Below are 22,173 nucleotides of genomic sequence, written 5' to 3'. Positions count from 1 at the left end.
CGCCCTACGCGCTCAGGGGGCCGCGGTCTGCCATCTCGACGTCCGCGTTGTATCGGAACAGCCGAGCGGGTCGGTGCGGGCCCGTCCGGAAGCCGTCCGTCGGGAGCAGGGCCTCGGATCCCTCGAGCAGGCGCCGAAAGTTGGACGGATCGAGCCGCCGGCCGAGCACGGTCTCGTAGACCTGCCGCAGCTCGGCGAGGGTGAACTCGTCGGGCAGGAGGCCGGCCGCGATACGGCTGTATCCGACCTTGTTGCGGAGCCGCCACACCGCGTAGTCCACGATCCGGTTGTGGTCGAAGGCGAGAGCCGGCAGGTCGTCGACGTCGAACCACGTGACGTTCTCCGGGGCGTCGGCCGCGGCGCGCTGCCGCTCGACGAGGTCGCTGCGCAGCAGCGCCCAGTACACGACGGAGACGACGCGGGTGGGGGAGCGGTCGACGTCGCCGAACGCGTAGAGCTGTTCGAGCCAGCTCGCCTGCAGCCCCGTGGTCTCGCCGAGCGTGCGCCGCGCGGCGTCCTCGAGCCCCTCGGCGCCGCCGAGCCACCCGCCGGGCAGCGCCCACTGCTCGGCGAACGGCTCGCGGGTGCGCCGGACGAGGGGGATCATCAGCACGTCGCCGTCCGGGCGGGCGCGGAGCGAGAAGATCACGGTGGACACCGCCACGCGGATATCGTCGCCTTCTGTGCTCGTCACACCGCGAGCCTACCCACCGCGGCCGCGAGCGCCTCGGCGACCGGGCCGAGAGGCCGCGTATCGTCGTGCGCCAGCGAGAACCGCACGGCCGTGCGGGCCTCGTCGGGCGTGAGGCCCAGCGCGAGCAGGACGGGGGACGGATCCGTGCTCCCCGCGCGGCAGGCGGATCCGCTCGAGGCGATCACCCCGTCGCGCTCGAGCTCGACGAGGAGCGCCTCGCCGTTGACCCCCGGCACGCAGAAGCTCGCGATCGAGGGCAGGCGCTCGGTCGGGTGGCCCGTCACGACGACCTGCGGGATCCGCCCCTCGACCTCGCGGATGAACGCGTCGCGCAGGCCGCGGACGCGCCGGGCGTTGTCCTCCCGGTGCGCCTCCGCCGCGGCGAGCGCCGTGGCGAGCCCGACGGCGCCCGCGACCGACTCCGTGCCCGCGCGCCGTCCGCGCTCCTGGCCGCCCCCGTGCAGGAGCGGCTCCACGGGGATCCGCGACCGGATCGCGACGAGCCCCGTGCCCTGCGGGGCGCCGATCTTGTGGCCGGCGAGCGAGACGGCGTCGGCGCCGAGGGACGACAGCGGCAGCCATCCGGCGCCCTGCACGGCGTCGAGGTGCAGCGGGACGCCCGCCGCGCGGCAGACGGCCGCGATCCGGGCCGCGGGCTGGACGGTGCCGATCTCGTTGTTCGCGAGGCCGATCGTGACGAGCGCGGTGTCGTCGGTGAGCGCGGCCGCGACGTCGTCCGGGTCCACGCGCCCCGTGCGGTCGACGGGGACGACCGTGACCCGCGCGCCGTGGAGGCGCTCGAGGTAGGCCACGGATTCGCGGACGGACGAGTGCTCGATGGCCGTCGTCACGATGTGCCGCCCGCGGGCGGCGAGGACGATGCCCTTCACCGCCAGGTTGTTGGCCTCCGTGCCGCCGGAGGTGAACACGACGTCGGCGGGCCGCATCCCGACGACGGCGGCCGCGACCCGGCGCGCGCGATCCAGCGCGGCGTGCGCGGCCCGGCCCACGTCGTGCGCGCTAGAGGGGTTGCCGTACCCGGTCGTGAGAAACGGCGCGATCGCGGCGCGCACCTCCGCCGTCACCGGCGCCGACGCGGCGTTGTCGACGTAGCGCATCAGGCGACGCGGACGTCGAGCCCCAGGTCGATCGCCGTGGCCGAGTGCGTCAGCGCGCCCACCGAGATCACGTCGACCCCGGTGGCCGCGATCTCCGCCACGCGCCGGAGCGTCACGCCGCCCGAGGCCTCGACCTGCGCGCGCCCGGCGACCTGCCGGACGCCCGCCCGGAGATCCGGGAGCGAGAAGTTGTCCAGGAGGATCGTGTCGACGCCCGCCGCGAGCACGGGCTCGATCTGGCCCAGCCCGTCGACCTCGACGACGACGTGGGCCGTGTGGGGGAGGCGGGAGATCCCCGCGCGGAGCGCCTCCGTCAGCGACGCGCCGCTGGCGGTGAGGACGGCCAGGTGGTTGTCCTTCACCATGACCGCGTCCGACAGCGAGAACCGGTGGTTGGCGCCCCCGCCCGCCCGGACGGCCGCGCGCTCGAGGACGCGCAGGCCAGGCGTCGTCTTGCGCGTGTCGGCGATGCGCACGCCGGTGCCGGCGACGGCCGCGACGAACCGCGCGGTCAGGGTCGCGACGCCCGAGAGCCGCTGCGCGAGGTTGATCCCGACCCGCTCCGCCTGAAGGACGCTCCGCGCCGGCCCCGCGACGCGCGCGAGCACGTCCCCCGGCTGGAAGGGGGTGCCCTCGGCGGCCACCTCGAACACGCGGATGGCCGGATCCGTGAGCGCGAACGCGGCGCGGAACGCGTCCCCGCCGCTAAAGACGCCCGCCTCGCGGGCGACGAGGTCGGCCGTGGCCGTCGAGGGTTCGGGGAGGAACGCGGCGGCCGTGAGGTCGCCCCAGGGGGCATCCTCGCGCAGCGCCCGGGCGACGATGTCGTCGACGAGCCCTTGCGCGATCACGCGGCGGCCCTCGCGTCGTCGTCCGTGCGCGCATGGGCGCCCACGGATCCGCGCCGGCGGGCCGCCGCATCGACCACGGCCCGCGCGACCGCGAGGAGGTTGCGATCCTCCTGTGTGGCGCCCGCGCCACCCCACGCGTCGAGGGTGCGCCGCGCGTCGGCGAGGCCGCGGGCGTCGCGGAACAGACCCGCGGCCGCCCACATCACGGCCTGCAGGTCGGCGCGGGCGAACGCTCTTCCCTCCGCCTCGATCGGCGGAACCGGATCCGGGCGCCGCGGCGCGGACAGCGTCGCCGTCGCCGCGTCGCGGCCGGCCCGAGCGCCGAAGACGGCGCCCTCGAGGAGGGAGTTGGAGGCGAGGCGGTTCGCCCCGTGCACGCCCGTGCGCGCGGTCTCGCCCGCGGCCCATAGGCCCGCGACCGTCGTGCGCCCGTCAAGGTCGGTGACCACGCCGCCCATGAGGTAGTGCTGGGCGGGGGAGACGGGGATCGGCTCGCGCGCCCAGTCGAGCCCCGCTCGCCGGGTCGCGGCGTCGATCGTCGGGAATCGGCGGGCGAGGAACGCCCGGCCGAGGCCGGTCGCGTCCAGGAGCGCGGGGACGCCGCCCTGTCGCGCCTCGACCCGGGCGAGCGCGCGGGCGACGGCGTCGCGTGGGGCGAGGTCTCCCGCCGGGTGAATCCCCGCCATCACGGGGCGCCCGTCGCGGTCGACGAGCCGGGCGCCCTCGCCGCGGACGGCCTCCGAGACGAGAAAACGCCCCCCGCGGGCGAGGACGGTGGGGTGGAACTGCACGAACTCCATGTCGGCGACGCGGGCGCCCGCGCGGAGGGCGACGGCGATCCCGTCGCCCGTCGCGACGGCGGGGTTCGTGGAGGTCGGGTACGCCTCGCCGATCCCGCCCGTGGCGAGGATGACGGCGTCCGCCTCGAGGATCCGGCCGTCCGTGAGGAGCGCCCCGCGGGCCCGGCCGCGATCGAGGAGGAGCTCCGCGACCATTGCGCCGGAGAGCAGGCGGATCCCCCGGGCGTGGCACGCGTGAAGCAGCGCGCGGGAGATCGCGCGGCCGGTCGCGTCCCCGCCGGCGTGCAGGATGCGGGCCCGCGAGTGGGCGCCCTCGCGACCCCGGGCGAGGGCGCCCGCGGCGTCGCGGTCGAACGCGACGCCCGCGTCGGCCAGGGCGCGGACGGCGCCGGCGGATCCGTCCACGAGCGCGGCGACCGCACGAGCGTCCGCGAGCCCGGCGGACGCGACCATCGTGTCGCGGGCGTGCGCGGCGCGGTCGCCTGCGTCCACGGGGCACGCGATGCCGCCTTGTGCGTGCCAGGTGGATCCGGCCGCAGGGTCCGCCTTCGTGACGATCTCGACCTCCGCGCCCGCCGCGTCCGCGGCGAGCGCCGCCGCGAGGCCCGCGACGCCGCTGCCGGCGATGAGCACCCGCGTCATGAGGGGGTCGCCGCGAGCATGCGGTCGAGCGCCACGCGCGCGGGCCGGGCGACCTCGCCCGTGACGCGGATGCGATTGACGACCTCGCCGTCCACGAGCTTCTCGAGCGCCCAGGCGAGGTAGGCGGGGTGGATGCGGTACATCGTCGAGCAGGGGCAGACGACGGGGTCGAGGCAGAAGATCGTGTGCTGCGGGTTCTCAGCCGCGAGCCGGCGCACGAGGTTGATCTCCGTGCCGATCGCGAACGTCGTGGGCTCCGTGGCGCCCTCGATCGCGCGGCGGATGACGTCGGTGGATCCCGACTCGTCCGCCGCGTCGACGACGTCCATGGGGCACTCGGGATGCACGATGACGCGCACCCCGGGGTGCTCCGTGCGCGCCTGGTCGATCTGCGCGACCGTGAAGCGGCGGTGGACCGAGCAGAACCCGTGCCAGAGCAGGACCCGCGACGCGCGCACGTCGCGCTCGGAGGATCCGCCGAGGCGCCGGCGGGGGTTCCAGAGCGGCATCTGGTCGAGAGGGATGCCCATCGCCCGTGCGGTGTTGCGCCCCAGGTGCTGGTCGGGGAAGAAGAGCACGCGCCGGCCGCGGGCGAGCGCGGTCTCGAGCACCGCGCGGGCGTTCGAGGAGGTGCACACGATGCCGCCGTGGCGCCCGACGAATCCCTTGATCGCGGCCGAGGAGTTCATGTACGTCACGGGCACGACGGGGACGAGGCCGTCGTCGCCCGGCTCGTCGAGGGGCCCCAGCACGTCCTCGAGCTGCTCCCAGCAGTCCTCGACCTCGTCGATGTCCGCCATGTCGGCCATGGAGCAGCCCGCGCCGAGGTGTGGCAGGACGACGGCCTGGTCGGGTCCCGAGAGGAGGTCCGCCGTCTCCGCCATGAAGTGCACGCCGCAAAAGACGATCGCCTCGGCCTCCGGGTGCTCCGTCGCCGCGCGCGCGAGCTGGAAGGAGTCCCCGACGTAGTCCGCGTGCTGGACGATCTCATCGCGCTGGTAGAAGTGCCCGAGGATCACCGCGCGCTCGCCGAGGGCCTCCTTCGCGCGGCGGATCCGGTCGTGCAGCTCCTCGTCGGACGCCGCGCGATAGGACGCGGGCAGCTCTCCCTGGACCGGCGATGCGGGCGGGAAGGCGTCCGCCATCGACGAGCCGGGGCCGTACCCGGGAACGCGGTCAAACTCCCAGGGCGGCGCCTGGAGGTCGGTCGTGCAGGAGTCGTCCGTCCCGGCGACGAGGGCGGCGGCCACGGAGGCGTCGGCGCGGGAGGCGAGGGTGATGCGGGTGGCGGGCATGAGGATCCTCGAACGGGAAAGGTCGGTATGACCTGAAGATGTGCCACACGTTAGGTGCTTTCGACCATAAGGGCAAGTCGGGGGCCTGCGGACCCGTGCGATAGGGTCGTCGCGAGACACGGGGTGTCCCCGCCGGGGACTGAGAACACACCCGCTGAACCTGATCTCGGTGACACGAGCGGAGGGATGTCCATGCACACTGTTGCGCGCCCGAACGGCGTCGACCTCGCAGGCCCGCTGGAACGCATGCGGCGCGAGGCGCCTCTCGTCCAGTGCCTGACCAACGCCGTCGTGACGAACGTCACGGCGAACGCGCTCCTCGCGGCGGGGGCGGCGCCCGTCATGGCGGACCTGCCGGGGGAGGCCGCGGAGTGCGCAGCGGCCGCCTCCGCCGTCCTCGTCAACGTCGGCACGCCGCACGACGCCTCCCGCGTGGCGATGCGCGAGGCTGTGGCCGCGGCGCGCGCCTCCGGAACCCCGTGGGTGCTCGACCCCGTCGGCGTCGGCGCCCTGACCCTGCGCACGGGCTTCGCGCGCGAGCTCCTCGCCGACCGGCCCGCCGCGATCCGCGGCAATGCGTCCGAGATCCGGGCGCTCGCGGGGGAGGCCGCGGCCGGGCGCGGGGTGGACGCGACGTGCGACGTCGACTCGGCCCTCCCCGCGGCGCGCCGGCTCGCGCGCGAGACGGGCGCCGTGGTCGCGGTCAGCGGGCCGCAGGACCTCGTCGTCGCGCGCGAGCGGGAGCTGCGGATCCCCGGGGGCAGCGCGTGGCTCACGCGCCTGACCGGAGGCGGGTGCTCGCTGGGCGCCCTCGTCGCGGCGCTCGTCGCCTGCGCCGCCGACGCGGGCCCGACCGCGGGCGTGGCGGCCGCGCACGCGCTGTACGCCGAGGCGTCCGAGCGCGCCGCGGGCCGCGCGGACGGTCCGGGATCCTTCGCCGTCGCATTCCTCGACGCGCTCGCCGAGGTGGCGCCCGCCGACCTCGCGGCCCGCCCGATCGAGGTGGCCGCGTGAGCGCCCGCGCGGCGCTCGCCACCTACGTCGTGGCGGACCTCGCGACGCTCGCCGGGCGGGACGTCGCCGCGGTCGTGGCCGCGGCGGAGGCCGGGGGAGCGGGCACAATCCAGCTGCGCGCGAAGCGGCTGGGGGCCGGGGCGTTCCGGGACCTGGTGGCGGAGTGCGCCGCGGCGCTGTCCGGGACGGCGCGCCTTCTCGTCAACGACCGGGTGGACGTCTACCTCGCGGCCGCGGCGGCCGGCGCGCGGATCCACGGCGTCCACGTCGGACAGTCCGACCTGTCCGCCAGCGACGTTCGCGGGCTCGTCGGCCAGGGCGCCGTCGTGGGGGTGAGCGCCAGCACGCCGCGCGAGATCGCCGCGATCCACGCGCTGCCCGCGGGGACCGTCGACTACATCGGCGCGGGCGCCGTCCGCGCGACGCCCACGAAGCCCGACCATCCGGATCCCCTCGGCTGGGCCGGACTCGCGCGCGCGTGCCGCGCGGCGCGGGAGGTGCCGGTCGTCGCGATCGGGGGCCTCGGGGCGGGGGACGCGGCATCGGCGCGGGCGGCGGGCGCCGCCGGCGTCGCCGTCGTGCGCGCCGTGTGTCGCGCGGAGGACCCGCGCCGGGCCGCGGCGGACCTCGCGGCCGAATGGCGGGCGGCCGCGTGACGCGCGTTCCCCACGTCCTCTCGATCGCGGGGTCGGATCCGTCGGGCGGCGCCGGGATCCAGGCGGACCTGAAGTCGATCGCCGCGTGCGGCGGGTATGGCATGGCCGCGATCACGGCCCTCACGGCGCAGAACACCCGGGGCGTGCAAGCCGTGCACGTTCCGCCGCCGGGCGTGCTCGTCGCCCAGCTCGACGCGCTCGCCGCGGACGTGCGGATCGACGCCGTCAAGATCGGGATGCTCGCGGACCGGGCGACGATCGACGTCGTGCGGGGCTGGCTCGCGGGGCCGTCGGGGGCGCCCCGGGTCGTGCTCGACCCCGTCCTCGTCGCCACGAGCGGGGACCGCCTGCTTCGCGCCGAGGCCGAGGGCGCGCTCGACGCGCTCCTCCCGCTCGCGGACGTCGTGACGCCCAACGTCCCGGAGCTCGCCGCCCTGGTGGGGGCGCCCGGTGCGCGCACGCGGGACGAGCTGTCCGCGCAAGCGCGGATCCTGGCGGCGCGGCACGGCGTGCGGGTGCTGGCGAAGGGCGGACACCTGGACTCGGCGGACTGCCCGGACGCCCTCGTTCACCCCGGGGGCGAGATGGTGTGGTTCGAGGGCGATCGCATCGACACGCCGCACACCCACGGGACCGGATGCTCCCTCTCCTCCGCGCTCGCCACGATCGCCGCGGCGGAGGCCGACTGGGTCTGGGCGGCGCGCCTCGCCCGCGACTGGCTCCGCGGTGCGCTCGCGGCCGCCGACGCGCTCGACGTGGGGCACGGATCCGGTCCCGTCGATCACGCCCACGCCCATCGCGCGGGCGCCCTGCCGCCGCGCCGCCGGGCCGAGTGCGCGTCGTGGTGGGAGGACATCGCGCCGATCCGGGCGGACATCGACCGCGATCCGTTCGTCGTGGCGCTCGGGGACGGGTCCCTGTCGCAGGAAAGGTTCGCGCACTACCTCGCGCAGGACGCCGTCTACCTCGGGGCCTATGCGCGCGTGCTGGCCGGGCTCGGCGAGATCGCGCCGAGCGCGGACGAGCGCGCCTTCTGGGCCGCGTCCGCGCGAGCGTGCGTCGAGACCGAGATGGCGCTGCACCGCTCGCGCGTCGCCGGGGATCCGCCGGAGCCCTCGCCGGAGACCCGCGCCTACCTGGGACATCTCGAGGCGGCCGCGGCCGCGGGCGACCATGGTGTCCTCGCGGCCGCCGTCCTGCCGTGCTTCTGGATCTACGACGACGTGGGGAGGCGGCTAGCCCGCGCCTCACGGCCAGGGCACCCCTACGAGGACTGGCTCCAGACCTACGACGACCCGGCGTTTCGCGACGCCACGCGCGAGGCCATCGCCTGGACCCAGCGGGCGGCGCACCGCGCCGACGACGCCGCGCTCGAGCGGATGCGCGAGGCGTTCGTCGTCTCCGCCCGCCACGAGCGCGCCTTCTTCGCGCAGCGCCCGTGACGCGCGGCGGGGCCGTGGTGCAGGCGGCCCCGCCGCGGGTACGCTGAGGGCGCACAACCGAATACAGGCCGCACGATCCGCGCGGGAGAGTACCGGGGTACCCCGGTCACCGAAGGAGCAAGCCTCCCCGCCAATCTCTCAGGTGCCGTTACCGCTGACGGATCCGGCCGCTCTGAAAAGAGCAGCGCACGTAGTGCCGCGCTGCCGCCGACGGTGAAAGGCGCGACCCCGGTCGCGTCGAAGCTCTCAGGTTCATGACAGAGGGGGAGTTCTCATCGCGCCTCGACCGGGGCGCGTCCGCCCGACCGGGAGAACTCCATGTCGTCCCCTCCACCGCCCCTCCGCGAGACGCCGCTCGCCGCCGAACACGCCGCGCTCGGCGCGACGTTCACCGACTTCGGCGGGTGGCGCATGCCCGTGCGCTACACCTCCGATCTCGCCGAGCACCGCGCCGTGCGCGAGCGCGCCGGCCTCTTCGACATTTCCCACATGGGCGAGATCCTCGTCTCGGGCGCGGGCGCGGGATCCTTCCTCGACGCCGCGCTCGCGGGCCGGCTCTCGCGCGTCGCGGTGGGGCGGGCGAAGTACACGATGATCCTCGCGCCGGACGGCGGGATCATCGACGACCTCGTGATCTACCGCCTCGCGGACGACGCGTTCCTCGTCGTCGCTAACGCCGGTAACCGCGAGGACGTCGCCGCCGCGCTCGCCGAGCGCGCGTCCGGCGCGGCGGATGTCGCGGTCGACGACCAGTCGGACGCCTACGCCCTCCTCGCCCTGCAGGGTCCCGCATCCCGGCGGATCCTCGAGCGCATGGGCGAGATCGACGGGGCCGAGGGCCTCGGCGAGGTGAAGAACTACGGGTTCGCGTGGGCGAGGTTCGGTGGATCCGACCTTCTCGTCGGCCGCACGGGCTACACGGGCGAGGACGGCTTCGAGCTGTACGTGCCCGCGGCGCTCGCCGCGGACCTGTGGCGCGCGCTCCTCGCGGCCGGGGCCGAGGACGGCCTCGTGCCGGCCGGCCTCGCCGCGCGCGACACGCTCCGCCTCGAGGCGGGCATGCCGCTCTACGGGCACGAACTCGGCCGGGGCGTCGTTCCGGCCCAGGCCGGCCTCGGGCGCATCATCCCCGCCGACAAGACCGGGTTCGTCGGCGAGGAGGCGACCGTGCCGCGGCCGGGCGCCCGCGTGCTCGTGGGTCTGTCGAGCGAGGGCCGCCGCGCGGGCCGCGCCGGCTACGCCGTCTACGCGGGCGACCGCGTCGTCGGCGAGGTCACGAGCGGCGCCCTCAGCCCCACCCTCGGCCACCCCATCGCGATGGCGTACGTCGATCCCGACGCCGTCGACGCGGCGCTCGCGATCGACGTCCGCGGCACGCACATCCCCGCGACCCGCACCGACCTTCCCTTCTACCGGAGCCAGAAATGACCGATCTCACCGCCCTGTCCTACACCGCCGAGCACGAATGGGTCGCCGTCTCGGGCGACATCGCGACGATCGGCATCACCGACCACGCCGCCGAGCAGCTCGGCGACGTCGTCTACATCGACATGCCGACCGTCGGCCAGGAGATCGCCGCGGGCGACGTCATGGGCGAGATCGAGTCGACCAAGTCGGTGTCCGAGCTCTACGCGCCCGTGTCGGGCACGGTCGTCGAGGTCAACGACGCGGCCGACGCCGACACGGCGCTCGTGAACGCGGATCCGTTCGGCGACGGCTGGCTCGTGAAGGTGCGCGTGGACGGCGACGTCGCGGGCCTCCTCGACCGCGCCGCCTACGCGGCGCTCACGGGGGCCGACGCGTGACGCGCCCGTTCCTCGAGCGCCACGTCGGCACGATCGGCGCGCAGGAGCGCATGGCCGCCGCGATCGGCGCGGAGGGCAGCTCCGCTCTCGGCGTCCTCCGCGCGGCCGTGCCGGAGGCGATCCGCTCCGCCGGCGCGGCGGGCGCCGTCCCGGCGGAGGGCGTGAGCGAGGCACAGGCCCTCGCGGAGCTGCGCGCTCTCGCGGCGAAGAACCGCGTCGCGAGCCCCCTGATCGGGCTCGGGTACAGCGACACGATCACCCCGGCGGTGATCCAGCGCAACGTCTTCGAGAACCCGTCCTGGTACACCGCCTACACGCCGTACCAGCCCGAGATCTCCCAGGGGCGGCTCGAGGCCCTGCTGAACTTCCAGACCATGGTCGCGGACCTCGCGGGCGTGCCGGTGGCGAACGCGTCGATGCTCGACGAGGCGACGAGCGCGGTCGAGGCGATGCTGCTCGCCCGACGGGCCGTGCGCGGACAGGCCTCGCCCGTCTTCGTCGTGGACGCCGACGCGCTGCCCCAGACGAAGGCCGTGCTCGCGACGCGCGCGTCGGCGGTCGGGATCGATCTCGCGGAGCGCGACCTGGCGGGCGGCGAGGACCTGCCGGAGGCGTTCTTCGGCCTCCTCGTGCAGTATCCGGGGGCCTCGGGCCGCGTCTGGGATCCGTCCGCGGCGATCCAGGCGGCGCACGACCGGGGCGCCCAGGCGGTCGTCGCGGCGGACCTCATGGCCCTCGCGCTGATCGCCTCGCCCGGCTCGCTGGGCGCCGATATCGTCGTGGGGTCCACGCAGCGCTTCGGCGTGCCGCTCGGCTTCGGCGGGCCGCACGCGGGCTTCATGGCGGTGCGCCAGGGGCTCGAGCGACAGCTGCCGGGGCGCCTCGTGGGCGTGTCCCGCGACGCCGACGGCCAGCCCGCCTACCGCCTCGCGCTGCAGACGCGCGAGCAGCACATTCGCCGCGAGAAGGCGACGAGCAACATCTGCACTGCGCAGGTGCTCCTGGCGGTCATGGCCTCGATGTACGCCGTGTACCACGGCCCGGACGGGATCCGCGGGATCGCGACGGACATCGCCGCGCGCGCGGCCGGCCTGGCGGCCTCGCTCCGCGACGGCGGAATCGCGCTCGTGCACGGCGAGTTCTTTGACACGGTGCGCGCGGTCGTTCCCGGCAGGGCCGCGGAGGTCGTGCGGCGGGCGGACGCCGACGGCGTGCTGCTCCACCTCGTCGACGCGGACACGGTCGGCGTCTCGGTGGGCGAGGCGACCACGCCGGCCGACCTCGCGGCCGTCGCGGCGGCCTTCGGGGTTCCGCCGGTCGAGGCGGCCGGATCCGCCCTCCCGGGCGCGCTGGCCCGCCGCGACGCCTACCTGACGCACCCCGTGTTCCGCGAGCATCGCTCCGAGACGGCCATGATGCGGTACCTGAAGCGCCTCGCCGACAAGGACTACGCGCTCGACCGCGGCATGATCCCCCTCGGGTCTTGCACGATGAAGCTCAACCCCGCGGCGGCCATGCAGGCGTCGTCGTGGCCCGAGTTCAGCCGGATCCACCCGTTCGCGCCAGCCGAGCGCGTGACGGGCTACCTCGAGATGATCCGCGAGCTCGAAGAGTGGCTCGCCGACCTGACGGGGTACGACGCCGTGTCGCTGCAGCCGAACGCGGGATCGCAGGGCGAGCTCGCGGGGCTCCTCGCGATCCGCCGCTTCCACGATTCCCGCGGCGACGGCGGGCGCGACGTGTGTTTGATCCCCTCGTCCGCGCACGGCACGAACGCGGCCAGCGCCGTGCTCGCGGGCCTGCGCGTCGTGGTGGTGGCGTGCGACGAGCGCGGGAACGTGGACCTCGCGGACCTGCGGGCGAAGATCGCCGCGCACGCGGGCACGCTCGCGGCGCTCATGATCACGTACCCGTCCACGCACGGGGTGTTCGAGCACGACGTGCTCGAGGTGACCGCCGCCGTCCACGAGGCGGGCGGGCAGGTCTACATCGACGGCGCGAACCTCAACGCCCTCGTCGGGCAGGCGCGGTTCGGGGACCTGGGCGGGGACGTCTCGCACCTCAACCTGCACAAGACGTTTGCGATCCCGCACGGCGGCGGCGGCCCCGGCGTTGGGCCCGTCGCCGCGAAGGCGCACCTCGCGCCGTTCCTCCCGTCGCACGCGATGGCGCAGGAGCACCGCGAGGGCATCGGCCCGGTGTCGGCGGCGCCCTACGGGTCGCCGAGCATCCTGCCGATCACGTGGGCGTACATCCGGATGCTGGGCCGCGAGGGCCTCGCGGAGTCGACCGCGTCCGCCGTGCTCGCGGCGAACTACGTCGCGGCGCGCCTGTCGGATCGCTTCCCGATCCTGTACACGGGCGACGACGGTCGCGTGGCGCACGAGTGCATCGTCGATCTCCGCCCGCTCCGCGAGGAGACCGGCATCACGGTGGACGACGTGGCCAAGCGCCTCGTCGACTATGGGTTCCACTCGCCGACGATGTCGTTCCCCGTCGCGGGCACGCTCATGGTCGAGCCGACCGAGTCGGAGGACCTGGGCGAGCTCGACCGGTTCTGCGACGCCATGATCCGGATCGCGGACGAGGCCGCGCGCGTGGCGGCGGGGGAGTGGCCCGCGGACGACAACCCGCTCGTGGGCGCGCCCCACACCGCGGAGTCCGTCGCGACGAGCGACTGGCCGCACGCCTACCCGCGCGAGCTCGCGGCCTTCCCGGCCGGCCCCGCCGGCAAATACTGGCCCCCCGTGCGCCGCATCGACCAGGCCTACGGCGACCGCAACCTTGTCTGCGCCTGCCCACCCATCGAGGCGTTCGCCTAACCCTAAATCCACAATTCTCCGACAACTCTTGCCCCCTGAGGCGGAGATTTGTCGGAGAATTGTGGACTTAGGCGGCCGCGGCGCGCAGGGCCGGCAGGATCCGCGTCACCATGAGCGGCGCGAGGTCGTCCGCGAGCGCCCCGTCCGGATCCACCCAGCGCAGCTCCTCAATCTCCGCGGCGGGCGCGTGCACCTTTACGGGAGGATGCGTGAACACCGTTCCCCGCACGGCGTATCCGCCTTCGTTCGCGGCGGGCGCCTCGAACACGCCGAGCAGGCGCATGGCGGTCGGCTCGAGCGCGACGCCGAGCTCCTCGCGGATCTCGCGCACGGCCGCGTCCACGGCGCTCTCGCCCGGCTCGGGCTTGCCGCCCGGCTGCATGAACATGCTCGTGCCGCGCTTGCGGACCGTGAGGATCCGTCCGTCGTCGGGGTGCCGCAGCACAACGGCGCTCACGTGGATCCGCCGTGCCTCGTGATCGATCACGCGGTGAACCTCGCGGATCCCTCGTGCTCGAGCGCGACGCGGATCCGCTCGCGCATGTCCGGGTCCAGGCCGGCCGCGTCGAGCTCCGAGACGCGGCACCACCACGCCCGTGTGTTCTCGCCGTCCGCGGGGTAGGGCTCGCCTCCGTCCGCGCGACACCGGACGACGATGTCGAGGTACTGCGATTGGTCCCCGTTCGGATAGGTTATGGGCGGCAGCGCGTGCACCCACACGAGCGCCTCGGGCTCGGCGGTGATGCCCGCCTCCTCGCTCACCTCGCGGATCCCCGCGGTCATCGGATCCTCGCCCGGGTCGATGATGCCGGTCACGGGCGTCACGCGGCCGTTGTCCGCGCGCTTCACGAGCAACACGTCGTCGCCGCGGACCACGACGGCGGTGACGCCCGCCAGCCAGAGGGGATCGTGCCCGATTTTCGCGCGCAGGTTGAGGACGAATTCCGGAGTTCCCATGACGATAGGTTATGCGGATGAGCTTCGAGCACACGCCGCTCCTGGAGAACACCCGCGCCCGGCTCGAGCCGCTCGCGCCGGAACACGCGGCGGATCTGCGCCAGGCGTCGGCCGACGGCGATGTGTGGCGGCTGTGGTTCACCTCGATCCCGGCGCCGGGCGACGTCTCGGCGGAAATCGACCGTCGCCTCGCCCGGCAGCGGGCGGGCGAGATGGCGCCGTGGGCGATCGTCGACACTGCGTCTGGCACCGCGGTCGGCATGACCTCGTTCTGCTCCCTCGATGCGCTGAACAGGCGGCTGGAAATCGGATACACCTGGTTGCGGCCGTCGGCCCAGGGCACCGGCATCAATCCCGCGGCGAAGCTCCTGCTTCTTGAGCGCGCGTTCGACGAGCTCGGATGCATCGCGGTCCAGTTCTGCACGCACTGGCACAACCACGCCTCGCGCCAGGCGATCGCCCGGCTGGGCGCGAAGCAGGACGGTGTGCTGCGCAGCCACCGCATCATGCCCGATGGACACGTGCGCGACACGGTCGTGTTTTCGATCCTCGCGGGGGAGTGGCCCGCGGTGCGGCGGGGGCTCGAAGCGCGCGTGGAGCGGGCGCGGTGACGGTCCGGATCCGCTCCTTCGCTCCCGGCGACGAGGACGCGGTCGTCGCGCTGTGGGAGGCCGCGGCGCTCACGCGTTCGTGGAATGATCCGCGGGCCGACATCGCCCGGGCGCGCTCGGTGTGGCCCGACCTCCTCCTCGTGGCGGATGCGGGCGGTGCGGTGGTGGGATCCGTCATGGCTGGCTACGACGGGCACCGCGGGTGGCTGTCGTATCTCGCGGCGGATCCTGCGCGGCGCGGCGAGGGCATCGGGGCGGCGCTCGTGGCGGAGGCGGAGCGGCGGCTCACGGCGCTCGGCTGCCCCAAGGTACAGCTCATGGTTCGTCGAGAAAACGCGGGCGTGCTGGGGTTCTACGACGCGCTCGGCTACGAGCCGGTCGAGGTCGAGATGCGCGGGAAGCGCCTGATCCCCGACGCCTAAGTCCACATTTCTCCGGCATGTCTACGCTCCTGGGGGCAAGAATCGCCGGAGAAATGTGGACTTAGGGGGTGGCGAGGAGGGACGCGAGGGAGCGCAGGCGCGCGTTGTCTCGGGGCTTCACCTGCTCGACGCCCGCGTCGCACAGGATCCGTTCCAGGCGCTCGGGCTCGCGCACGTCGGCCCAGCCCCACCGAGCGAAACCGCGGGCGACTCTGCGGAGGTCGCGCGGATCTCGCCCGCCGACACGGCGACGAGGTCGTCCGTGCGGAAGTGGGCCTGCACGGATCCCGTGATGCGTGCGCGCCCGCGCGCCTCGGCGAGGATGTGCACGTGTCGCGGGTGCCCGAGGACCGGGAGGCCGTGGAGCGCGCACGCGGAATCCAGGGCGAAGACCGCCTGAGGTCGCCGCGCGGCCACGGCGTGCACGCGGGCGAGGTATCGATCCCAGGGTGGGAGCGGATCCCACTCGACGGCATCGGCATAGACCCCTGGTTCGACGCGCGCGAGCGCGCGGCCGTGCACCGCGTGATCGAAGGACGGCCCGAGCTGCGCCCTCGAGAACAGCGACACGGGGCTGGAGCGAAGCCGGGCGAGGGTCGAGACGAGCGTCATGCACTCACCCTGCCCGGCGTAGGCCCGTGGCTCGCGCGCAAAGGCCGCCAGTGGGGACGATCGGATCCACACGGCGCCCTGTGAACGAGCCCGCCGCCCGCGCAAGTCCACATTTCTCCGGTATGTCTACGCCCCTGACGGCAAGAATTGCCGGAGAAATGTGGACATGGCTAGGGGAGGTAGGGCGCGGCGAGCGGATACCCGACGAAGGCGAACGTGTCGAGCAGGGCGTGGGCGATGACGAGCGGCATGACGCGGCGCCACCGGAGGTACACCCATCCGAACACGAGCCCCATGACGACGTTTCCCACCGCCATCGCCGGGCCCTGATACAGGTGGTAGAGCCCGCGCAGGAGCGCGATCGCGGCGAGGATCCGCCACGCGCGCCAGCCGAGGTCGTCGAGGCGCTCGCCGAGATATCCGTTGAGGATGACCTCTTCGAGAAGCCCCGCGCGCGCGGCCGAGAGCACAAGGAGGGGGATCGTCCACCACGCCGCGTCGAGGGATCCGGCCTGCACCTCGAGCGTGAGACCCGCGAGCCGGCTCGCGGCGTAGAGCGCCAGGCCCGGGATGCCGATCGCCGCCAGCAGCAGGATCGCGACCGCCGCGTCGCGGCCGACGCGCGAGAAGTCGAGGCCGATGCGGCGGAGGGCGTTTCGGCCCGGCTCCCAGAGCAGGTAGACGACGAGCGCCACGAGGCAGAGGTCGAAGAAGACGTCGCACACGCGGTACACCGCGTCCCACACCGCCTGGTCGGCGCGCTCGGGGTTCAGCGCGGTCGCCTGCTCCGAGAGCGCCGCCTCCGCCGTCGCCGACCGCACGAACGAGAGCACGGAGTAGAGCGCCGACTGCCCGAGCGAGAGCGCGAGCACGATCCCGATTTCCCAGCGGATCCGGGTGCGCGAGAGCGAAGTGGTCACGTCAGTAGGTTGTCACGAAAGCGTGTGGGTCGAATCGGACGCCTTCCCAGCAACCTTGGAGCAATCTGCCAAGCACCCGCGGGTCTGAATAAAGCCTGTGTAACGGTTCGGAGAATGATTTGGAGCAATCCGAACCAGCGCCTAAAGTCAACCGCGCAGTCCGCATGTCACAGCATGACCCCGCGGGCGGTATTCAACCCTTCTACTAGGAGCACACGTGAAGCGCAACAAGATCGCCCTCTCGGGCCTCGCGCTCGTCGGTGTCGGCAGCCTCGCCCTGGCGGGCTGCTCGAGCGACAGCGGCGACACCGGCGGCGGTGAGGCCGCCGGCGGCGGCATCATCACGGCGAACGGCAACGAGCCGCAGAACCCGCTGATCCCGACGAACACCAACGAGGTCGGCGGCGGCAAGATCCTCGACAGCATCTTCGCCGGCCTGATCTCGTACCAGGCTGACGGTGCGGTGCAGAACGAGGTCGCCGAGGAGATCACCGTCGACTCGCCGACCCAGCTGACCGTCAAGATCCGCGAGGGCCTGACGTTCACGGACGGCGAAGAGGTCACGGCCGACAACTTCATCAACGCCTGGAACTACGGCGCCGCGCTCGACAACGCGCAGCTGTCCAGCTACTTCTTCGAGGACATCGAGGGCTTCAGCTGGGACGAGAACGTCGAGGAGCTGTCGGGCCTGGAGCAGGTCGACGACTACACCTTCACGATCACGCTCAACAAGCCGGCCTCGGACTTCGCGCAGCGCCTGGGCTACTCGGCCTACTACCCGCTGCCCGACGTCGCGTTCGAGGACATGGAGGCCTTCGGCGAGAACCCCGTCGGCAACGGCCCGTACATGCTCGACGGTGAGGACGCCTGGCAGCACGACGTCCAGATCGACCTCGTGACGAACCCCGACTACGACGGCCCCCGCGAGGTACAGAACGACGGCCTCCAGATCGTCTTCTACTCGACGCAGGACGCGGCGTACTCGGCCGTTCTCGGTGGCGACCTCGACGTCATCGACGCGATCCCGGACTCGGCCTTCGAGACCTACCAGGACGAGCTCGGCGACAACTGGGTCAACGACCCCGCCGCGATCTTCCAGTCCTTCACGATCCCCGGCTGGCTCGAGCACTTCCAGGGTGAGGAGGGCCAGCTGCGTCGCCAGGCCATCTCGATGGCGATCGACCGCGAGGAGATCACGGACGTGATCTTCCAGGGCACCCGCACGCCCGCGAGCGACTTCACGTCGCCCGTGATCGACGGCTGGACCGACGAGCTCGAGGGCGAAGAGGTCCTGTCCTACGACCCCGAGGCAGCTCAGGAGCTCTGGGCCGAGGCCGACGCCATCAGCCCGTACGAGGGCACCTTCACCCTCGCCTACAACGCGGACGGCGGCCACCAGGCCTGGGTCGACGCGACGGTCAACCAGATCGCCGGCACGCTCGGTATCGACGCAGTGGGCGAGCCCTACCCGGACTTCGCGGGCCTCCGCGAGGACGTGACCAACGGCACCATCCAGTCGGCCTTCCGCACGGGATGGCAGGCGGACTACCCGGGCCTGTACAACTTCCTCGGCCCGCTGTACGCCACGAACGCCGGTTCGAACGACGGCGACTACTCCTCGGAGGAGTTCGACCAGCTGCTCTCGGACGGCATCTCGGCCACCGATCCCGCCGAGGCGAACGAGTTCTACGAGGAGGCGCAGGCCGTCCTGCTCCAGGACCTGCCCGCGACGCCGCTGTGGTACTCGAACGTGACCGCCGGCTGGGCGGACACCGTGGACAACGTGGAGTTCGGCTGGAACTCGGTTCCGCTGTACTACAACATCACCAAGGGCTGACCCGAGCCCTTTCGTGAGCCGCGGGGCGGTGACGACAGTCACCGCCCCGCGGCCTGTGGTGTGACGGGGCCGCGATCCGGCCCCGCGTCGCCACGCGGGCGGCAACGGGCCGCCCGACAACCTGACCCATCCCCGAAGGGAGGATGAGGGTGGCTTTCTACATCCTCAGACGGATCCTGCAGGTGATCCCGGTGTTCCTGGGCGCCACCCTGCTGATCTACTACATGGTGTTCGCCATGCCCGGCGACCCCATCGCGGCACTGTTCGGCGACAAGGTTCCGCCGGACGCCCTGCTCGAACAGCTGCGCGAACGGTACCTGCTCGACCAGCCGTTCATCGTGCAGTACCTGAACTACCTCGGGGGGATCTTCCGCCTCGACTTCGGTGTCGGGTTCGACGGCCAGCCCGTCCTCGACACCCTGCTGCGGACCTTCCCCGTAACGCTCCGGCTCGCCGTCGAGGCGGTCGTCATGGCGTTCGCGCTCGCGATCATCATCGGCCTGGCCTCGGCGCTCGCGAAGAACTCGTGGTTCGACCACCTCATGCTCGTTATCGCGCTGATCTTCGTCGCGGTGCCCGTGTTCGTCATCGGTTTCGGCGCGCAGTTCATCTTCGGCGTCCAGCTCGGCTGGTTCAGCCCGACGGTGGGCGCGAACAACGGCTGGGCGGGCCTGCTCCTCCCCGCCATGACGCTTGCGGTCGGCGTGTACGCGACGAGCATGCGCCTGACGCGCGCCTCGACCATCGAGACCCTCGGGCAGGACTGGGTGCGCACGGCGTACGGCAAGGGCCTCCCGCGCCGCCGCGTGATCCCGGTGCACGTGCTCCGCAACTCGCTGATCCCCATGGTCACCGACATGGCTACCGTGTTCGGCATCCTCATGGTGGGCGCGACCGTGACCGAGGGAATCTTCAACATCCCCGGCGTCGGAAACACGCTCTACCAGGCGATCCTCAAGCACGAGACGCCGACGATCGTGTCGTTCGTGACCGTCTTCGTCGTGGTGTACGTCCTGATCAACCTGTTGATCGACCTGCTCTACGGCCTGCTCGACCCGAGGATCCGCTATGTCTCGTAACTCTCACTTCGTGGCGCCCACCGGCGCGGAAGAGGTCGTCGTCGACCAGGTGCGCGTGTCGGACAAGCGCAGCAACCTCTGGCTCGACGCGTGGCGCGACATGCGCCGCCGGCCCCTGTTCTGGGTCTCCGTCGTCGTGGCGGTGATCATCGTCATCGTCGCGGCGTTCCCGAGCCTGTTCACGAGCGTCCAGCCGTCGGGCGGCGCCTGCGTTCTCGCGAACAGCAACGGCGACCCGACCGCGGGGCACCCGCTCGGCTTCACGCGCCAGGGGTGCGACATCTGGTCGCGCCTCGCGTACGGGGCGCGCACGTCCGTCGTCGTGGGCCTGCTCGCGACCCTGATCGGCACGACCATCGGCCTCGTGATGGGGGCGTTCGCCGGCTTCTACGGCGGGTTCCTCGACTCGCTCCTGTCGCGCGTCGGCGACATCTTCTTCACGATTCCCTACATCATCGCGGCGATCGTCGTGATGACCGTGATGCCGGCGGATCAGCGCACCATGCTGACGCTCGCCTTCGCGATCGGCGGATTCTCGTGGGCCTCGACGGCGCGCATCGTGCGCGCCGAGATCCTGCGCGTGAAGCAGTCGGACTACGTCATGGCATCGATCGCGCTCGGCATGAGCCGCTTCAAGACGCTCCTCGTGCACGTCCTCCCGAACTCGATGGCGCCCGTCATCGTCGTGGCGACGATCAGCCTCGGCAACGCGATCGTCGCCGAGTCGGTACTGTCCTTCCTCGGCGTCGGCCTCGGCGGCGGGGTGGTCTCGTGGGGCGCGGACATCAGCCAAGCGCAGACCTCGATCCGCACCGCGCCGATGGCCCTGTTCTGGCCGTCGCTCGCGCTGACGATCACGGTCTTGGCATTCATCACGCTGGGCGAGGTCTTCCGAGACGCCCTGGATCCGAAGGCGAGGGCTGAGCGATGAGCGAGCCGCTTCTGTCCGTCCGCGACCTGCGCATTGCGTTCGGCCGCGGCAAGAACCAGCGCGAGGTCGTGCACGGCGTGGACCTCGACATCTACCCGGGCGAGACGGTCGCGATCGTGGGCGAGTCGGGATCCGGCAAGTCGACGACGGCGACCGCGATCATCGACCTGCTCCCGGGCACGGGCGCCGTCACGGGCGGATCCGTGTCGCTCGACGGCCGCGAGCTGACGGGCCTCGGACGCCGCCAGATGGAGCACATCCGGGGCCGGGAGATCGGCTACGTGCCGCAGGACCCGATGTCGAACCTCAACCCCGTGTGGTCGATCGGCTTCCAGGTGAAGGAGACGATCCGCGCGAACGGGCTCGCCTCGGGCCGCAAGGACGTCGAGAAGCTCGCCGTGGAGGTGCTCCAGAACGCCGGCCTCGCCGACGCGGAGCGCCGCATGCACCAGTTCCCGCACCAGTTCTCGGGCGGCATGCGCCAGCGCGCGCTGATCGGCATCGGCCTCGCGGCCGACCCGAAGCTCCTGATCGCCGACGAGCCGACGAGCGCGCTCGACGTGACGGTGCAGCGGGTCATCCTCGATCACCTGGCGTCGCTCACGCGCGACAAGGGCACCTCGGTGCTCTTCATCACGCACGACCTCGGCCTCGCGGCCGACCGTGCCGATCGGATCATCGTGATGAACCGCGGGCGCATCGTGGAGTCGGGGCCGAGCCGGGAGATCCTCGCGGATCCGCAGCACCCGTACACGCAGCGCCTCGTGGCCGCCGCGCCGAGCCTCGCCTCGACGCGGATCCAGACGCGGGTCGTCGAGTCGGGCGACATCGCCTCCACGACGGCGCTCACGGAGCAGAAGGCCGTGGTCGAGGTCGAGAACCTCACGAAGGACTTCTCGATCCGCAAGGGCGGCTTCCGCGCGGAGCCGTTCCGCGCCGTCGACGACGTGTCGTTCCAGATCCCGAAGGGCAAGACGCTCGCGCTCGTGGGCGAGTCGGGGTCGGGCAAGTCGACGGTCGCCAAGATGGTCCTCCAGCTCGAGAAGCCGACGTCGGGCGCCGTCCGCATCGAGGGTCGCGACACGACCGAGATGAGCCGCTCCGACGTGTTCTCGCTGCGCGGGCGCATGCAGCCGGTGTTCCAGGACCCCTACGGATCCCTGGATCCGCTGCGCTCGATCGGCGCGCTGATCTCCGAGCCGCTGCGCCTGCACGGCGTGGGGGACCGCGCGTCGCAGAAGGCGCGCGTCGAGGAGCTGCTCGAGCAGGTCGCGCTCCCGCAGGAGCTCGCGTACCGGTACCCGAACGAGCTGTCGGGCGGCCAGCGTCAGCGCATCGCGATCGCGCGTGCGCTCGCGCTCAAGCCCTCGATCGTCGTCCTCGACGAGGCGGTCTCGGCGCTGGATGTGCTCGTGCAGGACCAGATCCTGCAGTTGCTGGCTGACCTGCAGTCGGAGCTCGATTTGACCTATCTCTTCATCACGCACGACCTCGCGGTCGTGCGCGTCGCGGCCGACCTGGTGTGCGTCATGGAGAAGGGGCGCGTCGTCGAGCAGGGCTCGGTCGACCGGGTCTTCGAGTCGCCGGAGCAGGAGTACACGCGTCGCCTCCTCGACGCGATCCCGGGTCGCGACCTGGCGCTTGGCGCCTGACGCCGCGCCGGCT

Annotated in this window: 21 protein-coding genes and 3 riboswitches; of the genes, 12 read left to right on the top strand and 9 right to left on the bottom strand. The window is 72.9% G+C overall.

The genetic code is table 11. The features are described from left to right. Positions 1–4 precede the first annotated feature (4 nt). From G8E01_RS09110 to nadA, 5 genes are read right to left on the bottom strand one after another with little or no spacing between them, the layout of a single operon-like run. Positions 5–694, bottom strand: coding sequence for an NUDIX hydrolase (locus G8E01_RS09110; protein WP_338100781.1), 690 nt, complete (start codon positions 692–694; stop codon positions 5–7). Beyond that, entirely contained in the window at positions 691–1,812 is a 1,122-nt protein-coding gene (locus G8E01_RS09105) for a cysteine desulfurase family protein (RefSeq protein WP_166318788.1), read from the bottom strand. The genes G8E01_RS09110 and G8E01_RS09105 overlap by 4 nt, the downstream gene beginning before the upstream one ends. Beyond that, positions 1,812–2,663 carry a carboxylating nicotinate-nucleotide diphosphorylase gene (gene nadC / locus G8E01_RS12795; protein ID WP_338100780.1) on the bottom strand — a complete coding sequence of 284 codons (852 nt, stop codon included), beginning with the start codon at positions 2,661–2,663 and terminating at the stop codon, positions 1,812–1,814. Before nadC ends, G8E01_RS09105 begins: the two co-directional genes overlap by 1 nt. Continuing rightward, positions 2,660–4,105: an L-aspartate oxidase gene (gene nadB, locus G8E01_RS12790; protein ID WP_240921237.1), complete on the bottom strand. Its 1,446-nt coding sequence runs from the start codon at positions 4,103–4,105 to the stop codon at positions 2,660–2,662. Before nadB ends, nadC begins: the two co-directional genes overlap by 4 nt. Beyond that, positions 4,102–5,400 (bottom strand): quinolinate synthase NadA, encoded by a 1,299-nt coding sequence (gene nadA / locus G8E01_RS09095; protein ID WP_166318782.1) that lies wholly within the window; start codon positions 5,398–5,400, stop codon positions 4,102–4,104. Before nadA ends, nadB begins: the two co-directional genes overlap by 4 nt. 109 nt (positions 5,401–5,509) lie before the next feature. Next, positions 5,510–5,604, top strand: a riboswitch (TPP riboswitch). Between nadA and thiM the strand changes: the two genes are divergently transcribed. From thiM to gcvP, 6 genes are all read left to right on the top strand, one after another. After that, positions 5,593–6,414 (top strand): hydroxyethylthiazole kinase, encoded by an 822-nt coding sequence (gene thiM, locus G8E01_RS09090; RefSeq protein ID WP_240921236.1) that lies wholly within the window; start codon positions 5,593–5,595, stop codon positions 6,412–6,414. It overlaps the preceding riboswitch by 12 nt. After that, entirely contained in the window at positions 6,411–7,070 is a 660-nt protein-coding gene (locus G8E01_RS09085) for a thiamine phosphate synthase (RefSeq protein WP_166318776.1), read from the top strand. Before thiM ends, G8E01_RS09085 begins: the two co-directional genes overlap by 4 nt. Further along, on the top strand, positions 7,067–8,512 hold the full coding sequence (gene thiD, locus G8E01_RS09080; RefSeq protein WP_166318773.1) for a bifunctional hydroxymethylpyrimidine kinase/phosphomethylpyrimidine kinase: 1,446 nt from the start codon (positions 7,067–7,069) through the stop codon (positions 8,510–8,512). The genes G8E01_RS09085 and thiD overlap by 4 nt, the downstream gene beginning before the upstream one ends. 72 nt (positions 8,513–8,584) lie before the next feature. Further along, positions 8,585–8,676, top strand: a riboswitch (glycine riboswitch). Continuing rightward, a riboswitch (glycine riboswitch) is annotated at positions 8,677–8,783 on the top strand. It abuts the riboswitch before it with no gap. 47 nt (positions 8,784–8,830) lie between these two features. Continuing rightward, entirely contained in the window at positions 8,831–9,940 is a 1,110-nt protein-coding gene (gene gcvT / locus G8E01_RS09075) for a glycine cleavage system aminomethyltransferase GcvT (RefSeq protein WP_166318770.1), read from the top strand. Continuing rightward, entirely contained in the window at positions 9,937–10,317 is a 381-nt protein-coding gene (gcvH, locus tag G8E01_RS09070) for a glycine cleavage system protein GcvH (RefSeq protein ID WP_166318767.1), read from the top strand. Before gcvT ends, gcvH begins: the two co-directional genes overlap by 4 nt. After that, complete coding sequence (gene gcvP, locus G8E01_RS09065) at positions 10,314–13,139, top strand: aminomethyl-transferring glycine dehydrogenase (protein WP_166318764.1); 2,826 nt, start codon at positions 10,314–10,316, stop codon at positions 13,137–13,139. The genes gcvH and gcvP overlap by 4 nt, the downstream gene beginning before the upstream one ends. 67 nt (positions 13,140–13,206) lie before the next feature. On the opposite strand, the gene G8E01_RS09060 is transcribed toward gcvP, so the two are convergent. After that, positions 13,207–13,626 carry an NUDIX hydrolase gene (locus G8E01_RS09060; RefSeq protein WP_338100779.1) on the bottom strand — a complete coding sequence of 140 codons (420 nt, stop codon included), beginning with the start codon at positions 13,624–13,626 and terminating at the stop codon, positions 13,207–13,209. Then, positions 13,623–14,096 carry an NUDIX hydrolase gene (locus tag G8E01_RS09055; protein ID WP_166318761.1) on the bottom strand — a complete coding sequence of 158 codons (474 nt, stop codon included), beginning with the start codon at positions 14,094–14,096 and terminating at the stop codon, positions 13,623–13,625. Before G8E01_RS09055 ends, G8E01_RS09060 begins: the two co-directional genes overlap by 4 nt. Before the next feature lie 17 nt (positions 14,097–14,113). Here G8E01_RS09055 and G8E01_RS12785 point away from each other — a divergent pair, with 17 nt between their 5' ends. Both G8E01_RS12785 and G8E01_RS12780 read left to right on the top strand, forming a co-directional pair. Then, positions 14,114–14,707: a GNAT family N-acetyltransferase gene (locus G8E01_RS12785; RefSeq protein WP_240921235.1), complete on the top strand. Its 594-nt coding sequence runs from the start codon at positions 14,114–14,116 to the stop codon at positions 14,705–14,707. Further along, positions 14,704–15,129 (top strand): GNAT family acetyltransferase, encoded by a 426-nt coding sequence (locus tag G8E01_RS12780; RefSeq protein WP_338100778.1) that lies wholly within the window; start codon positions 14,704–14,706, stop codon positions 15,127–15,129. The genes G8E01_RS12785 and G8E01_RS12780 overlap by 4 nt, the downstream gene beginning before the upstream one ends. Positions 15,130–15,246: 117 nt before the next feature. Here G8E01_RS12780 and G8E01_RS09045 read toward each other — a convergent pair whose 3' ends face one another. Further along, the gene (locus tag G8E01_RS09045) at positions 15,247–15,741 is read right to left on the bottom strand and encodes a hypothetical protein (protein WP_166318755.1); all 495 of its coding nucleotides are present in this window, start codon (positions 15,739–15,741) and stop codon (positions 15,247–15,249) included. Positions 15,742–15,911: 170 nt separating this feature from the next. Beyond that, positions 15,912–16,661, bottom strand: coding sequence for a CPBP family glutamic-type intramembrane protease (locus tag G8E01_RS09040; RefSeq protein WP_166318752.1), 750 nt, complete (start codon positions 16,659–16,661; stop codon positions 15,912–15,914). Positions 16,662–16,878: 217 nt separating this feature from the next. Here G8E01_RS09040 and G8E01_RS09035 point away from each other — a divergent pair, with 217 nt between their 5' ends. From G8E01_RS09035 to G8E01_RS09020, 4 genes are all read left to right on the top strand, one after another. Next, complete coding sequence (locus G8E01_RS09035; RefSeq protein WP_166318749.1) at positions 16,879–18,498, top strand: ABC transporter substrate-binding protein; 1,620 nt, start codon at positions 16,879–16,881, stop codon at positions 18,496–18,498. Between the two features lie 149 nt (positions 18,499–18,647). Then, positions 18,648–19,577: an ABC transporter permease subunit gene (locus G8E01_RS09030; protein WP_166318746.1), complete on the top strand. Its 930-nt coding sequence runs from the start codon at positions 18,648–18,650 to the stop codon at positions 19,575–19,577. Then, positions 19,567–20,508 (top strand): ABC transporter permease, encoded by a 942-nt coding sequence (locus tag G8E01_RS09025; RefSeq protein ID WP_155047529.1) that lies wholly within the window; start codon positions 19,567–19,569, stop codon positions 20,506–20,508. The genes G8E01_RS09030 and G8E01_RS09025 overlap by 11 nt, the downstream gene beginning before the upstream one ends. Next, positions 20,505–22,160 carry a dipeptide ABC transporter ATP-binding protein gene (locus tag G8E01_RS09020; protein ID WP_166318743.1) on the top strand — a complete coding sequence of 552 codons (1,656 nt, stop codon included), beginning with the start codon at positions 20,505–20,507 and terminating at the stop codon, positions 22,158–22,160. Before G8E01_RS09025 ends, G8E01_RS09020 begins: the two co-directional genes overlap by 4 nt. Positions 22,161–22,173 lie beyond the last annotated feature (13 nt).

Source organism: Microbacterium excoecariae, from assembly GCF_011326725.1.
Lineage (GTDB): Bacteria > Actinomycetota > Actinomycetes > Actinomycetales > Microbacteriaceae > Microbacterium > Microbacterium excoecariae.
Note: the sequence above shows the minus strand (reverse complement) of the source record. Positions and strands in the feature narration are given on the sequence as shown.